Here is a 16258-nt window from a genome sequence, read left to right as displayed (position 1 = left end):
GCTTCCAACCGACCTCAGTAGCCACTCAAAACTGATTTGTCATTCTGCTGTCATGTCAGCTTACGATAACAAGCTCGCCAAGCCGCTCGCCCGCTCTGTCCGCATGGTCACGGAGCGGCTGAGCACATCCTTGGTGGCAAACATGTACAGCTTGGACTTGGCCCTCGTCACCCCGGTATACACCAGCTCGCGGGTCAGTATCGGGCTGAAGTCAGGCGGCAGTACCATCAGGGTGTCGGCAAACTCCGAGCCCTGCGATTTATGGATGGTCATGGCGTAGACAGTCTCGTGCTCGGGCAGTCGGCTCGGCAGTACGCCGCGGATAGTGCCGTCAGGCATCTCGAAGTATACCCTGAGCACCCGGTTGCCCGTCAGCGGATCGGCCTCGCGGTCGTGCATCGCGATACCGATATCCCCGTTGTAAAGCCCCAAGCCATGGTCATTCTGGCTGATCATAACTGGCCTGCCGACATACCAGGTCTCTTCGCCCGGGGCAATCTTGCCCTTGCGTGCCAGGGCCCGCTCGATGCGCTGGTTCAGCCCCGCGACACCGAAATCACCTTCCCGCACCGCGCACAGCAAACGGACCTGGGCAAATGCCTTGAGCACTTCGCCCGGAGTCTTACCCGCGTCGATCGCCTCGAGGTAATCACTGTAGAAGCTGACCACATTGGTGATCATTGCCTGGTAGGCCTCGGCCCCTAGCGGATAGAGCTGGATATCACGAAAGCCCTGCTGCCAAACCTGCTCAACCCGATACGGCTTGCCGCTGTTGATCGCCTTGGCCAGCTGGCCGATCCCCGACTGGGCGTGGAAACGGTAGCTCTTTTGCAGCATACACAAGCTATCGGCAATCGCCGACGGGGCGGCATGCGCTTGCTGAAAGCCAAACCCGGTCAACTGGCCGAGCAACTGGCTTTGAGCCGGGGTGTAGCCTTGTTCGGCAAAAGCACAGATATCGCCCAGTACTGCGCCCGCCTCGACCGATGCCAGCTGATCCCGATCACCGAGCAGGATCAGCTTGGCGTGGGCTGGCAAAGCATCGAGCAGGCGGGCCATCATCGGCAAGTCGACCATCGAGGCCTCGTCCACCACCAGTACATCCAAGTGCAGCGGGTTGTCGCGGTTATGGCGGAAGGCGACCCGGTTGGGGATCGCCCCGAGCAGACGGTGTATGGTGCTCGACTGGGTCGGAATGTTGCTTTTCACCACCTCGTCGACGGCTAACGAGTCCACCGCCGAGCCAATCGATTCGGTCAGCCTGGCCGCCGCCTTACCGGTCGGTGCCACCAGCTTGATATCCGGCAGCTGCAGGGCACCCTGTTCATCGCGCTCGTCACGCTGGATCGCCTGGGTCACCAGGGCCGCCAGCAACTTGGCCACCGTGGTGGTTTTGCCGGTACCGGGGCCGCCGGAAATCACCGCAAACTGGCGGGTCAGCGCGACCGCAGCGGCCACCTTCTGCCAGTTGAGGCAGCTGCCGGCCGGCACCAGGGTGTCCAGCGGCGCGAGCTCTTCAGCGCTCCCAGCCGACAGGAGGACGGCATCAACCGCCGGCCAGTCCAGCATTTCAGGTTGGACGACATCCAGCTTGTCACAGACTTCACGCTGCCTATCCTGTGCGGTCCCTCCGGCTTGTGCCAGCTGCTGCAGGGCGGCAAACAGGTAGCGGTAATCGCGGGCAAACAGTTCATCGAGCTTGGCCGCCATCAGCTCGGGCTGCAAGCCATCTTCGCCGCTTTGCGCCCGCAGGCGCAACTGCTCCGCGACCTGTTGCTCGAACTGCCAATAGCGATTGAGGTAGATCCGATCGCCATCCATCACCAGCGGGGTGGGCCTGCTGCCATCCGAGACGGCCTCGGACTGTGCCAGCTCCGCCAGCCATAATTGCGGCTCGGGCAACCCGTCGGCCAACGGCAGGCTAAGTTTGGCGGGCAGGCCAAACAACCGCGCAGGATCAACCTCTGGCACTCGCACACAGACATGGCCCTGGCCCAGTTCATAACTCGCCAGCGCCGCAACCAGGGCGACCAGCGGCTCAGCCGAGTGATTGCCTCCCTGGGCAACAAATTTGGCAAACTGGTGGTCCAGCGGGCGTAGGTAGCCCTGGCGAACAAGGACTTCAAGGCGATTAAGCATCTGGGGATTCTCCGTCAATCAAGGTCTCCAGTTCGGTCAGCAGGGCCAAAGACGGCTTGGCACGGAAGATGCCACTATCACTGCCCGCCTTCACTCCCCGCAAGAACAGGTAATAGACACCACCGAAGTGGTCATCGTAGTTGTAGTCAGCCTTGCGGCTCTTGAGGAAGCGGTGCAGGGCCAGCGCATAGAGCTGGTACTGTAGATCATAGCGATGCTCGACCATTGCCTGGTCCAGCATATCTCCCCGGTACAGGTTCGGCTCCTCGCCCAGGAAGTTCGACTTCCAGTCCAGCACGTAGTAGCGGCCATTGTGCTCGAAAACCAGATCGATAAAGCCCTTCAGCATGCCGCTTACCGTGGCAAAACCCAACTCACCGGCTTTGGCCGACAGGTTATCGTGGCGGGCAATGGCCTTGTTGAGCAGCGGGGCCGACAGCAGGTTGATCGGCAGCATAAACTCCATTTCGGTCAAGCGCTGTGACGGTGCGATCTCGCCCAGCCGCATCGCCTCGCCATCGAGCGGGCACGCCAGAACATCGCGGATCATGGTCTGCAACACCGGCAGCCATTCCTCGTCGTAATTTTCCAACCGCAGCAATTCAAGGATCTTCCCGGTCGTTTCCGGACTGTCGACCGGTGCGGTAAACTCAATTTCCTCAAACAGGGTATGCAGGAAGGTCCCCGGCCGCGCGCCTTTCGGAAAGGTATAAATGGTAAGGGCAGGCTCGACGCCCTCGTCCCCCTGGGCTTCGTCGCCCGACGAGTCGGTATCAAAGCCCGGCAGTTCGAAAGAGGCATCATGATGGCTATGGCCCTGCTTGATCAGACCTGAGTAACTGGTGATCCACCAGCTGCGGTCAATCTCTTTGTCAAACACCGATGCCGACAGCTGCGGCTTGTCCTCCTCGCCGGGCACCCAAGGCGTGTCGGGCAAAGGCGGTGGCGGCAGCACGGTGACAGCCTCGGATTGCGAGGCCAATGCAGCCAGAGCGCTGGCCAGCTCGGCCAGCCCGCCCTCTTTGGCGTTTTGTACCAGCCAGCCGATTGCCGAGCGATGCAGGCCGGTCGGCTCCTTCCGGCTCAGGCCGTTGCGGATCGGTGACATGCCGATATAACAGCCATAGACCGCGCGGGTCAGGGCGACGTAGAGCAGGCGTAAATCTTCCGCCAGGCGCTCCTTCTCGGCCAGCTCCATGCTCTCTTCGCTGGCAGCGATATCCAGCACCGACTGCTGGCTCTGATCGTCATGGAACAGCGCGGTATTGGCCTCGCGGTAACTGCAGACGAAAGGCAGGAAGACAATGTCATACTCAAGCCCCTTGGACTTGTGGATAGTAACGATCTGCACCAGGTTACGATCCGACTCCAGGCGCAGCTGCTGCTCATCGGCATTGCCGTTAGGCGCTTCGATATGTTCGGCCAGCCAGCGCAACAAGCCATGATCGCTGTCCAGGGTTTGGCTCGCCTGCTGCAGCAACTCGCCAATGTGCAGGATATCGGTGAGCCGGCGCTCGCCACCGTTTTGGCTCAGCAGGGTTTCGGGGATCTTGCGCTGGGCCAGCATATGACGCAGCATCGGCAGCACCCCGCGGGTTTGCCACAGCTTGCGGTAAGCGCGGAACTCCGACACATATTGCTCCCAAACGCTTTCGCTGGTGTTCATCGCATCGAGCGCCTGGGCCGTCAAGCCAAACAAGCTCGAGGCCAAGGCCGCGCGCATATTGCGATCATCTTCAGGGGTCAGTACCGCCTGCAGAAAACGCAGCAAATCCGCGGCCTCGGTGCAGGCAAACACACTGTCACGATTGGAGAGGTAGACACTGGCAATGCCCTGATCGGCCAAGGTACGGCGGATCAACGCCGCCTCACTGCCGGTACGCACCAGTACCGAAATATCACTGGCATGGATCGGGCGGGTTTGCTCGCCATCAACCAGTACCGCCTTGCCCTGCTGTGACATGGTAAGGATTTTCTGAATTTCAGCGGTGGTAGCCTCCGCCATCACCTGCTGGTAATCCCCTTTCTTGGTAGGCTCCTCAGCCTCTTGATGCCAAAAGCACATGGCCGGCTGCTGCATGCCATCAAGCTGCCAGCCGCGCCCCTGGGCTTTCGGGCTGTGAGCAACCGGCAGGAACGTGATGTCCTCGTCGTAGATAAATGGCCGCTCAGGATGTTGGAAAATCCGGTTCACGGCGCCGACCATTTCGGCGGTCGAGCGCCAGTTGGTGCCCAGGGTATAATGGGCGGTCACCTGGCGACGAGCCTGGATATAGGTAAAAATATCGGCGCCGCGGAAGGCGTAAATGGCCTGCTTGGGATCACCAATCATAAACAGGCCACAAGGGCCGAGCTCGCCTTCCGGCAGTTCAGGCGCCTGACGCTGCTCGCCATAAATCGTACTGAAAATACTGTACTGGAGCGGATCGGTATCCTGGAATTCATCGATCATGGCCACCGGAAAAAGATGGCGGATCCGACTGGCCAGCAAGCCGCTGTCATCTTGGCTCAACGCCGCCGACAGCTGGGTCAGCAGATCATCAAATGACAGCCACCCCTTGCGCTGCTTGGCCTCGCGCAACAGCTGGCGACACTCTTTGATGGCATGCGCCAACAAGGGATCGCGTATATTCGGCTTATTGGCCAACAACTCACCGATAGCCACAAACACCGGATGCTCCGGTGGCTGGCCCTTGCTGGTCTTGTCTCGCAGCACCTGCTGATCAAACTTATCCAGAGCTTTGGGCAACTGGTAACCGGTGTTGTCGCGATCGGCCCACTCTCCCACCTCTGCCAGCGCCTTGGGCAAGCTGGTTTTGGTGTAGCTGCGCTTGTTCACCCCGGAGCTGGCAATGATGTCATGCAGGTCGCCAGCACTGTCGCGCCACAGCCGCTTGACATGATTGATACGCAGCAGGTTTTCCTCGTGTACCTGCTCGAGGCTGCCTGTCAGCTGCGGGGCGCGAACGGTAACTTCCGCTCCCGACAGGAAGCGGTTGATCTCCGGCAGCAGGGCCCCCGGCGCCGACCAGAGTTTGCGTACCTCCGCCGCCAGACTGCGTGGCAACGGATAGAAATTACGGCGCCAGAAATCCGCGACCACCTGGGCCCGCAGGTGGCTCTCTTCGGTAACAAACTCATTGTTGAACAGGCTGCCCGACTCGAAGGCATTCTGGGTTAGCATCCGCTGGCAAAAGCCGTGGATGGTAAAAATGGCAGCCTCATCCATCTGGCGCTCGGCCTGCAGCAAAATGGCGGCGGCCGCCTTGTGATCGCCAATATCTCCCAGCAACGGCTTGATCACCGGATCGTCGCTGCTACCTCGACTAAAGGCCAGGCGGGCATCATGGATCCGGCGGCGGATACGATCACGCAGCTCGGCGGTGGCCGCCTCGGTGAAGGTCACCACCAAAATCTGATCAACCGTCAGCTCCCTGGGAAACCGAGTCTGCGCATCACCATGGCCAAGCAGCAAGCGCAGATACAGGCTGGCAATGGTGAAGGTTTTGCCGGTGCCGGCCGAGGCCTCGATCAAGCGATTACCATGCAGCGGAAAGCACATCGGCTCCAGCGGCTCCGGGGTGATGAGAAGAGATTGTTGAGTCATAGAATACGCTGATTCCTATCAGTGAACTGGGCCAAGGTTTCCTTACAAAACCCCAGCCGTCCGAAATTATTTTTTGTGATCTAGCGCGAATTCAAATAAATATATCGAATTCCAGCACTAACCCATCTATCAATATGAGAGACGTTTCACGGTTTCCGCCCAACCGGTCCGCTAGTATCTGAGCCACGAAATTTGGTCAACCTCTGGACCGGTGGCCGTACAGCGAACACCCTACAATCAATAATGATTTGCTGGCGGCCACGCTACACCTCCCTGCCTTATCCACTGCTCGATTAGCCCTGCTCCACCTCTCGCAACTGCATCACCGCAGGTTTCAGGATATGATCTTCCCACTGCTGCAGCTGTGCGGCCAGTTCGCCATCCCACAGCGGCCACACCCGGTAGATATAGCTGTTGTTGCCCTCGCCCTCGAACATGTAGCCGCCGTTGAACGCCTCCGCCCGCTTGCTCTCGGCCTTTGCCAAGGTCGCGTCATCATTGCACCACTGCCCTTTCTTATCGATACTGGCCAGGATCCCGGCATGGGCGGTCCTTGGGAAATACGGCAGCGGCTGGGTCAAGCCACTGTCATAGCCTTCGACAAGCACGGCCAGTTGCTCCAGTGCATACTGGGCCGATACCGGCTCAAGCAGCCAGCGGCCATCAATGCCGATGAGGTAGGTCGGCTGGCTCGGTTTCATCACCGCCAAGCACAGGTGATCAAGCCAGCAGGCCAGAATATCCTGCGCCCGGATTTTACCCGGCCGGTAGCGAACAAGGCCCTGCTGGGTGACATGCTTGAGCCAGCCCTGCAGCCGGATACCGCGTCCGGCAACCGTTACCACGCAATCCACTTCCACATCCGGCAGCGGCTGGGCCATAAACTGGACAACGCTATCGGCCAGCTGCTCTATCTGGCCACGCTCTTCCATCAGCTCCAGCTCGCCAAACTGCGCCACCGGCAAGCCGCCTGCCGCCTGCTGGTAGCGGGCAAACTGTTCGAACGCCTGGTCGCGGCTGAAGGTGTTCCGGCCGAGTGATTGCTGTCTGTGGCAGTCGAGGAAGGTTGTCAGCAAGGCCTCACGCAGCTGATAACGCCCCAGCCCATCGAGGGCAAACGGCTCATCGTCTTCCGGCCCGCCCTGGAGACCATCAAAAAACACCTTCAAACGACGGTTGAAGAAATACTGCACCGGCAGGCGCCAGAAGCGCGCCAGCTCCGCCAGTTCGAGGACTCCCTCGGCCCTGTCGTCGCTCAAATCAGGCTCCAGCGGAGCCGACTGGAAGGCTTCCGGCTCGATAAAAGCCTGGTTGGCCACCGACAACCATTCGGCGGCATAGCTATGGTTTGCGCCGCTGAACGACTGCGGGCTGAACGGTACCAGCGGGTGGGTTTGGGTGAGGTTGGCAACCAGCCTCTGTGCCGATTGATCGACCGGCAGGGTTTCATCACCCGCCAGGCAGTAACCCTGCTGGCAGTACTCCAGCAGCTCGCTGACCAGGACAGACGGCACTTTTTCGCTGTTATCCTGGATCGAGCGCCCCACATAGCTGATGTACAGTGCCTGTTGGGCAGACTGGATCGCCTCGAGGAACAGGTAACGGTCGTCATCCCGGCGGGAACGGTCACCATGGCGTGAGCGGCCGGCCATCAGGTCAAACCCTTCGGGGGGGATCGAGCGAGGATAAACGCCATCATTCATCCCCAGCAGGCACACCACCTTGAACGGGATCGAACGCATCGGCATCAGAGTACAGAAGTTCACCTGACCGGCCAAAAAGCGCTGGCTAACCCGCTCGCCCGACAGCTTGCCGTTAAGGTAATCCCGCATCACTGCCGGGGTTATCTCCGCATCATAACCCGCATCGGCCAACTGCTGCTCCAGCTGCTGGATCTTGTCGCGGATCATCCTCAGCACCAACTCACCGTCAATGTCGACCGCAAAGCAATCATCCAGCATCTCGTTGAGCAGCGTCATCCAGCTCGCGATCGGCTGCGGCTGCGCCAGTTGCTGGCGGTAGTGCATCAGCGTTTCGATGAACAGGCCGAGCTGCCCGGCCAGTTCGGCATCGAGCCCCTGCACTTCTTCATAGCCCAGCACGCCCTGGTACAAACCAGCCTCTTGCGGCATGGCATACCCCAGCAGCATCCGCTGCAAGCCGAACAGCCAAGTGTTTTGCTGCTGGCGCGGCAAGGCAAACTCTTCGGCCGTGTCATCATCCAGCCCCCAGCGGATCCCCACTTCCTCGATCCACAGCTTCACCCGCTCGAACTTGTCGCTATCAAAACCAAACCTGGCCATGACGGCTGGGACCTCAAGCAGCTCCAGCAACTCAGAAGCCTGGCAGCGGCTTTCCGGCAGGGCCAGCAAACGCAGGAATGCAAGTAGCGCCGGGTTTTCCTGATCGGCACTGCGGTCGGAAATGGAGAACGGAATGTAACGCTCGCCTGGCGCATTGCCGAACACCGCCTGGATATACGGGCTGTAACTGTTGATGTCGGCCACCATCACCACAATATCCCGGGGGGATAGAGCAGGGGTGTCCGCCAGCATCGCCAACAAATTGTCGTGCAGCACTTCCACTTCGCGCATCGGCGAATGGCAGGCATGGACGCTCAGCGAGCGGTCGTCTGCGGCAATGGCCAGCTTGTGGTGGCTAGACTCGGTGATTTCGTCATTGATCCGATCCTCGAGGTTGAGGATGTCGGCCTGCACCGCATGGAGCAATGAGTCGGGCTCGATATCGACAAACGCCTCGACTTCATAGGCCTCCATTTCCGACAGCAGATACAGGTTATCCCGGCCAAGCTTGCCGAGCGAGGCCAGCAAGGTGTTGCCCACCGCCCCCTCGTGGGTCTCGTCAACGACATTGGCCTCGATATCCCCCTTGAGCGGCGAAATCACCGCACCGTGCTCACTGTGATCGGCACACCACTGCAGCTGCTGGCGCTGCTTGGCGGCCAGCCGGGCGAGGAATTTGCGGTCGCGGACATCGCCCCAGTAATGGCGGCAAGGGTTGGTAAACATCAAATGCACATCGATATGCTTACCCAGCGCCGCCAAGGCGTCGAGGTAACGCGGTGGCAGGGCTGAAATACCGAACACAAACAGCCGCTTCGGCAAACCCGCCGGCAGTGGCGAGCCACTTTGTAAATAGCCCTCGAGGGTTTCGATGAAGTGGTCATAAAGGTTGGCACGGTGATACGGCGACTGGCCCAATGCGAGGGTATGATCATAGAGTGCTTGCCACAGCAGCGGCTGCCATGGATGCTCCTCCACCAGCTCGGGATCGATAGTGTCGGACTCCCAGGACTGGATCCACTCCGGCCGATACACCAAGTATTGGTCAAAGATATCGGCGATTTTCTCGGCTAGCTGATAGCTCTTGACCTGGTTGGCGTCGTCACACAGATAATTGGCCAGTGGCGCAAACTCCGGACGCGATAGCTGCGGCGGCAACACCTGAAGCAGCTTCCAGGTCATGGCCTCTTTGTTGAAGGCACTGCGCTCGGGCACATCACTCAACACCTTGGTGAACATGTTCCAAATGAAAGTTGCAGGAAGCGGAAACTCAATATTGGCAGCAATCCCCTGGGATTTGGCCAGCTCCAGTTTCAGCCACTGTGACATGCCGGGGCTTTGGACCAAGATCTGCTCTTGCTCGAATGGGTTATCGAGAGGTTCCAAGCGGATCAGCTCGACAAGCAGGGATTTCAGTAGATCCAGTTGGTTGGAGTGATAGACAGTAAACACGCTGGTGACTCACCGATAGAGGAAATTACCCTTGATTGTCTACCATCAGTGGATTGGCTGCAAATTCAAATCATTAAAAAGCCCAGCATCGCTGGGCTCCTAATCACTCCACCTCTAAAGTGGATAATTTTTGGGTCGCTATATCACGCACGGCTTGGCGCAACACAGTGCAGCAACTGGGAAACCGGACGGTAGAAGGCTGCGTAGCGAAGGGCGACATAGCTCACGACTGCAGTAGCAACATACAGCTCAAGATGAGCCAGCGACGACACCTGACTGATATATTCAACCCCATATCCCTGGGTCGCCATCCAGCTTGCCACCTTGAACATCGCGGTCGCCCCAATCACCAATGGGAAAGTGAATGCCGCATAGCCGGGGCTGAACGACAAACGTAGCAAGCGGTAGAACGCCAGATAAATCACAAAGGTCATCAGCACGGCAATCCCACCCAGCAAGGCAATCACCACCGGAGATGGCTGCTGAGTCACGGTCAGATAGCCCGCCAGAGACAGGCTGGCCGGCGCAGCCATAATAGCAATGGTCGGCTTGGCCGCATCTGGAATTTCATGGCTGAAAATCAGGCGGTATACCATCAACGGCAACATTACCGCATAGATCCCCATACCGAATAACTGCAGGCCTTCAGCCAAAGGACGCAATGCCCCGCCAGGAAAGGCCACATCGGCGACGATGATCCCAATCGGTGGCACGAACCAGCTCGGTACCATATGGTGCAGCTCAAAATCCTTGGCGCGGTGATAGGTAAACAGTACCAAAAAGATCAGATGCAATACCACTGCCGCCAGCCACAATACCTGCCCGGCCACCGGGTAATAGTTCCCCAATGCCTTGGACACAACCATGGTTCCCATGGCAAAGGTCGGCACAACGCTACCAACAACCGGATGACTGAGATCTTGCCACAAGGCGCGGGGATGGATAAGAAACTTAACCAGTAACACCACCAACAAGACACTGGCGATCCCTGCCCCGATCAGTTGTCCACGACCGCCGAGATCGGCAGCATTTTCCCAACACCAGCCAAGGCTAGCAATACCCAAGGCCAAGCCAGCCATTGGAGTCGGTGCACCCAGTACTTTTTGCTTTGTTACTGTAATCATTTCGAGGCTCTCCCAAAGACAGCGCATCACTTCTCATAAACACCCGGCTAGTTTATCGGCATCCGATCGTTTAGGATACTTGAATATATTGAATGTATAGTTAAGAAAAGCAGAACAAGAGCCAATACAATGAATATCGCCCTACGCCAATTGAAAGTGTTTGTCACGGTTGCCCAGGAGCTAACCATTACCGCGGCAGCTGAAAAACTGTTCCTCTCCAAGCCCGCGGTCAGCATGGCACTCTCCGAGCTGGAGAAGCAGCTCGGGCACAAGTTGTTTGACCGCAATAATAATCGTCTGCTCATCAACGAACAAGGCAAACGCTTGCTGCCATTAGCCGATGAGTTACTGGCACGCAGCCAAGATATCGAGCAACTGTTTAGCCAGGAAGGGCCGGTAACCGGCAAATTGAAAATCGGCTCAAGCGATACCGTTGGCAACCAGGTCACCCCGTTTTTGCTGCGGGACTTCCGCCATGACTCGGGCCATTGCGATCAGAGCCTATTTATTGCCAATACCGCCCAGATCTGCCACATGCTGGGCGAGTTTGAACTGGATATAGGCCTGGTCGAAGGCAAGGTGCAAGCCGATAACCTCGCGGTGATACCTTGGCTGGGTGACGAAATGGTCGTTGCCTGCCACCCCGAGCACCCGCTGACAAAAGCAGAGCAGCTCAGCCTGAGCGATCTTGAACACAGCGAGTGGATACTGCGTGAACCGGGCTCAGGGACCCGGGAGTATTTCCTTGGCCGCCTCGCACCGAGGCTGGAAAACTGGCATCAGGCGTTTGAACTCAACAACACCGAAGCCATTATCAACTGCACGGCGGCAGGACTCGGCCTGACCCTGCTTTCCCGACGCGCGGTGGAGCATGCCGTCAAGGACAACCGCCTGACCATCCTGCCACTGCCACTCGATATGCAGCGCCAATACTGGCTGCTCTACCACAAGGAGAAGTACCAGAGCCCACTGCTTAAACTGTTTATCGCGTTCTGCCAGCAGTGGAATTCACCGCTTTGCCAGTACAACCGCAACTCTGCAGATGATTAAACGCGGTTATCCCCGCCGCTAAATGCAATGATCTGGCTGATCTGACACAGCGGTCGGCCAGACTCCTGCTGCCAATCCCTAAAAGCAGATTGCGCTGCCGCCAAGGATTTTTGCGTGTCACGCCCACCGTCAATGATGCCGCCCTGGCGCAGGTAAGCTTCGACATCACCGCTGAGGATAAAGGTATCTTTGCCCATAATGCGCAAAGTGTAGGGGCCGGTATTGCCCCCCAAGCGCTTGCCGTGTTTTTTCAGGTAACGCCACAGACCCGTGATATCATCCTGCGGCCAATCGGCAACCATCGCCGAAAAGGAACCGTGCTCGAGTGCAGCCTCGTGGATCATCTGGGCATTGTCGGGAATCGTCATCACCTTGGCTAGGTGGCGTATGATAGCCGGATCAGTCGCTTTTCGTTCCCACATTTCCGTTGGCATCAGCAGCATCTTCTCGATATCGAAACCGAAAAACACCTCTTCGAAGTTGGGCCATTTGTTGCGCACCACCTGCCAGCTGATCCCGGACTGGAACACTTTCTGGGTAAACGCCGCCAGCCAGCGATCATCACCGATCTGCTTGAGCTGCCCAGCGGACAATGGGGTTGCCAACATGCCCTCTAGCACACCCTTTCCCCCCTTCCGCTCCGCGGCTCGGGCATATATTTGCGAAAATTTTTCTCTAGCCATCACATTAACACGCTTATCACTGGACATTGCCCTTAATGCTACTGTATAAACAGCCAGTAAATCAATTTCGGGAGAGGGTGACCATGGCTGTTATCGTCAAATATGTAGTTGAGCGCAACGGAGAAGAAAAGATGACTTTCACCTCTAAGTCCGAAGCCGACGCATACGACAAGATGCTAGATATGGCGGACGAGATGTTTACTTTGCTAAGCGAGAGTGAACTTTTCGAGGATGAAGCCAAGCAAGAAGAGCTTTCGCTATTCTTGGCACAGAAACGTGAAGACGTGCTAGTTGCACTGGGAGCGAAAAAGAAAGCGGCTCCGAAGAAAAAAGCGGTAAAGCCTGAGCTTGTCGCCGAGCAACAGGATGATGCAGCAGCTTAATCACTAAGCCTGCCAACATTCTTCATGACAAACCTCCTTTCAAGGAGGTTTTTTATTGCTTCCCACGCTAAATCGCCCGGCCCTAGCTTGATATTCCGGCGACCAAATCCTCGACAGCGATAGCCGTGCTGTATTGTTATTATTTCATCATTTTTCACCGATCGTCTCCTGCCCCCTTCAATAACGGCGCAAGTGTCTTTATGATGGGTTCATCACACTTTGCCGACCCAGAGGTCCGGCATAAATTACTTTGACATGGAGAACCAACAGTAATGGCCAGCTTTTCACTAGCCCTTGGTACTGCAACCAAAAACCGCGATAACAAAATCATCGAGGCGTTTTTCCCAACCCCTATCCTAAACCCAGCCGACGCGCTAGTAGATGCCATTGCCGCTATCGTCGATTACAAGGAAGGTAATCAAGCTATCGAAGTCACGGCTGCCCAGTGCGCCGATCTTGCAGCAGCTTTCAGTGCAGCCGGTGAAGAAGCCAGTGCAAACTTCGCAACCAAAGCAGCAGCATCAGAGCAACCGCTGGTTGTTGTGATCCTTGCTACTGACGAAGCGCCTGCTTCTGTTGCTGAAGGCTTCCTGAAGCTACAACTTATCTCTCACCGCCTGGTCAAGCCTCACGGTGTGGTACTGGACGGCATTTTCGGCCTGCTGCACAACATCGCGTGGACCAACCAAGGTCCAATCGATCTACCGGAGCTGGCAGAGCGCCAAATGGAAGCTCGCCTGAACGGCGAAACGATCACTGTCGATTGTGTCGACAAGTTCCCTAAAATGGTCGACTACGTGGTACCAACAGGTGTTCGTATTGCTGATACTTCTCGCGTTCGCCTGGGTGCACACGTGGGTGAAGGCACAACCGTTATGCATGAAGGTTTCATCAACTTCAACGCTGGCACAACTGGCGTAAGTATGGTTGAAGGCCGTATTTCCGCAGGCGTTGTGGTCGGCAACGGCTCGGACATCGGTGGTGGTGCTTCTATCATGGGCACGCTATCTGGTGGCGGCAAAGTGGTTGTTTCCATCGGTGAAAACAGCCTGCTGGGTGCCAATGCCGGCCTAGGCTTCCCGATGGGTGATCGCTGTACGATCGAATCAGGCCTGTACGTAACCGCAGGTTCGAAAGTACGCATGCTGGACAAGAGCGGTCAGGAAGTCGAAGTGGTCAAGGCGCGCGATCTAGCTGGCGTGTCTGATTTGCTGTTCCGCCGCAACTCCATGACAGGCCAGATCGAATGTCTGGCGAACAAATCAGCGGTAGAGCTGAACAGCGAATTGCACAGCAACAACTAATCGCCTGTAAAAAACGCCTCCTCGGAGGCGTTTTTTTTAGCTGCGCTTATTAGCGCGACCTTGTTACTATCCCTTACAACTTCGACCTCCTTCCTATCTCCGTTTGTGAGAAGGTATCGGCAAACAAACACAAGGAGAGATAAATGGCGTTTTTCTTTGAACGGGCAGAGACTGACAACGAAGTAAAAATTGTCCTCAAACCCCACTCACTGTATGTGATGCTGCTGATGCTTGCGACATGGCTGATTAATGAAATGGTGCTGCATATCATGCCAGTCACACAGATCATCATGCCGGTGTTTATCGTCTTCATGGTGATCCGCTTCTTCTCTTTGGTCAAAGTACAAAAAGAAGTGCTGATAGCCATGAAGCAAGGCAAAGTACAGACCAGCGGCAGCAAGTTTTCTTTTTCTAACCCGTTCACCTATACCATCAACAAGTAACTCAGTGCTCGTTCCAGCCAGGAAATAATCCATTAAGCCCGCGCTGCTTATTCTTCCCCTCCTAACCGTGCATAATTAATCGGTTAACCAGAGGGGGGGGAAGATGGCAAATTTTAACTGGAAACCGCTATTACTCGCATGCTTGATCGTCAGTATCGGCCAATTGAGCTTAGGGTTGGTCTTTCCCGCCCTCCCTGCCGTTGCTGACTCACTCCAGCTTTCTTCCGAGCAAGTCCAACTTCTGGTTTCGGGCTATTTATTCAGCTTCGGCACCTCACAGCTTGTCTACGGCCCATTATCCGACGTACTTGGCCGTAGACCGGTCCTACTCGCGGGTTTATTGATTGCCGTATCAGGGCTGGCTGTTGCCGTTCTGTGTGCCGATTCGTTTCATTGGCTGCTGCTTGGCCGAATTATTCAAGGGGTAGGTGCCGGCAGTGTCGCCGTCTTGGCCCGCGCGACTATTCGTGATAGTTACCAACGGCAAGACTTGGTCAAAGCCATGACCTGGGTGGCAATTGTTGCCGCCTTCACTCCTATCATGGCCCCTGTGGTGGGCGGTATTGTGAACCACCATTTTGGCTGGCTAGCCGTTTTTGCCATACTGCTCGGTTATATCGCTATCGTCTGGCTGCTATTGCTAGTGTGCTTCACCGAAACCCTATCGGCCACCCAGGCTCCCCAGTCGGTCGGCCAATTGGCAAAATCCTACCTATCGTTGCTCCAAGAGCTGCACTTCCTTTCCTTTGCCGGGATCGGCTGGGTCAACTTCTCGCTGGTTGTGCTTTCTATCTCCATGATGCCCTTTATCATGCAGGTGCAGATAGGGATGTCCTCCGAGCGCTATGCCCTATGGGCAATGGGGCCGGCATTTGGGTTGTTATGCGGAGGCTTGGTATGCCAGAGGCTTCGTCCCCGGTTGGGAACACAAAAAATGTTAATGCTCTCACCGCTGCTTCACCTTGTTGCTGGCTCGGTGTTAATCGCCGCTCCGCTGTCGCCTATCTGGATGGTCAGCGGCCACTTCCTGATGGCGATGGCCAACGGTATCGCCTTTCCATGCGCCCAGTCACTGCTGCTCGTCCCTTATGGCAATAAAGCAGGCACAGTCTCCGCCTTATCCGGTGCCTGCCAGATGGTATTTGCCTCATTGCTGAGCAACGGGCTGTTGAAGCTAGGGATCAGCCAGGCCTGGCACTTGGGCGGGATCATGATCATTGGTGCCGGATTAGGATTACTGCTGGCAATACTGGGGACACTGAGCGAAAGCGGTCGCCGCGCAGTGGCAACTCTCAACGGATAAACCATAATTAAACCAAATTGCCATCTGTTTCAAACGGCCCCCACACAATCTGCAGTTTGGGTCCCTCCGCGTCGTTGATAGAGGAATAACCATGGCTAGGTTTATACGTTTTTTCTTATTGAGTCTCTTGCTTGTCCTTGTCAGCGCCTGCACCAGCCAATATGAAGCCAATCTTGCAAACAACAAGCAATGGGAAGAGCTCGGCGCCTACCACGGTGAGCAAGGCTACCGGGAGTGGAACCAGGCAGAGTTAGGGAAACACGGCGCCTACTCAGAAACTGACTATGAAAAATACCGTGCCGGCTACCTGCAGGGACGGTTTGACTATTGCAGCGGGAAGCACACCGTCGGTACCGTCATCAACCCGGGCTATCCCGATGAATGCCAAGATAACCAGTCAAGTTCTAGCTATGGCCTGCTAGATCGCGGCTATTGATCCACTCATCGAATGGCGAACATTAGCTGTA

At 56.7% G+C, this 16258-nt stretch carries 11 protein-coding genes; 6 read left to right on the top strand and 5 right to left on the bottom strand.

Annotated elements, in window-relative coordinates; all coding sequences use genetic code 11:
• Positions 1-60 precede the first annotated feature (60 nt).
• From recD to PTW35_RS02945, 4 genes are all read right to left on the bottom strand, one after another.
• Positions 61-2139: an exodeoxyribonuclease V subunit alpha gene (gene recD, locus PTW35_RS02960; RefSeq protein ID WP_281026470.1), complete on the bottom strand. Its 2079-nt coding sequence runs from the start codon at positions 2137-2139 to the stop codon at positions 61-63.
• The gene (gene recB / locus PTW35_RS02955; RefSeq protein WP_281026469.1) at positions 2132-5746 is read right to left on the bottom strand and encodes an exodeoxyribonuclease V subunit beta; all 3615 of its coding nucleotides are present in this window, start codon (positions 5744-5746) and stop codon (positions 2132-2134) included. Before recB ends, recD begins: the two co-directional genes overlap by 8 nt.
• Positions 5747-6039: 293 nt before the next feature.
• Positions 6040-9501, bottom strand: coding sequence for an exodeoxyribonuclease V subunit gamma (gene recC, locus PTW35_RS02950; protein ID WP_281026468.1), 3462 nt, complete (start codon positions 9499-9501; stop codon positions 6040-6042).
• Between the two features lie 143 nt (positions 9502-9644).
• Entirely contained in the window at positions 9645-10625 is a 981-nt protein-coding gene (locus PTW35_RS02945) for a TDT family transporter (protein WP_281026467.1), read from the bottom strand.
• A gap of 129 nt (positions 10626-10754) precedes the next feature.
• Between PTW35_RS02945 and PTW35_RS02940 the strand changes: the two genes are divergently transcribed.
• Positions 10755-11675: a LysR substrate-binding domain-containing protein gene (locus tag PTW35_RS02940; RefSeq protein WP_281026466.1), complete on the top strand. Its 921-nt coding sequence runs from the start codon at positions 10755-10757 to the stop codon at positions 11673-11675.
• Here the strand turns inward: PTW35_RS02940 and PTW35_RS02935 are convergent.
• Complete coding sequence (locus tag PTW35_RS02935; RefSeq protein WP_281027423.1) at positions 11672-12358, bottom strand: DNA-3-methyladenine glycosylase I; 687 nt, start codon at positions 12356-12358, stop codon at positions 11672-11674. The genes PTW35_RS02940 and PTW35_RS02935 overlap by 4 nt on opposite strands.
• Before the next feature lie 83 nt (positions 12359-12441).
• Here PTW35_RS02935 and PTW35_RS02930 point away from each other — a divergent pair, with 83 nt between their 5' ends.
• The 5 genes from PTW35_RS02930 (at position 12442) to PTW35_RS02910 (ending at position 16227) form a co-directional block, all read left to right on the top strand.
• Positions 12442-12741 carry a YebG family protein gene (locus PTW35_RS02930; protein WP_281026465.1) on the top strand — a complete coding sequence of 100 codons (300 nt, stop codon included), beginning with the start codon at positions 12442-12444 and terminating at the stop codon, positions 12739-12741.
• 272 nt (positions 12742-13013) lie between these two features.
• Positions 13014-14045, top strand: a complete 1032-nt coding sequence (gene dapD, locus PTW35_RS02925; protein WP_281026464.1) for a 2,3,4,5-tetrahydropyridine-2,6-dicarboxylate N-succinyltransferase — start codon at positions 13014-13016, stop codon at positions 14043-14045.
• Positions 14046-14188: 143 nt separating this feature from the next.
• Positions 14189-14488, top strand: coding sequence for a hypothetical protein (locus PTW35_RS02920; RefSeq protein ID WP_281026463.1), 300 nt, complete (start codon positions 14189-14191; stop codon positions 14486-14488).
• Positions 14489-14591: 103 nt separating this feature from the next.
• Positions 14592-15791 (top strand): multidrug effflux MFS transporter, encoded by a 1200-nt coding sequence (locus PTW35_RS02915; RefSeq protein ID WP_281026462.1) that lies wholly within the window; start codon positions 14592-14594, stop codon positions 15789-15791.
• Positions 15792-15882: 91 nt separating this feature from the next.
• Positions 15883-16227, top strand: a complete 345-nt coding sequence (locus tag PTW35_RS02910) for a hypothetical protein (protein WP_039462956.1) — start codon at positions 15883-15885, stop codon at positions 16225-16227.
• Positions 16228-16258: the final 31 nt, after the last annotated feature.

The sequence above is a fragment of the Photobacterium sp. DA100 genome, from assembly GCF_029223585.1.
Lineage (GTDB): Bacteria > Pseudomonadota > Gammaproteobacteria > Enterobacterales > Vibrionaceae > Photobacterium.
Note: the sequence above shows the minus strand (reverse complement) of the source record. Positions and strands in the feature narration are given on the sequence as shown.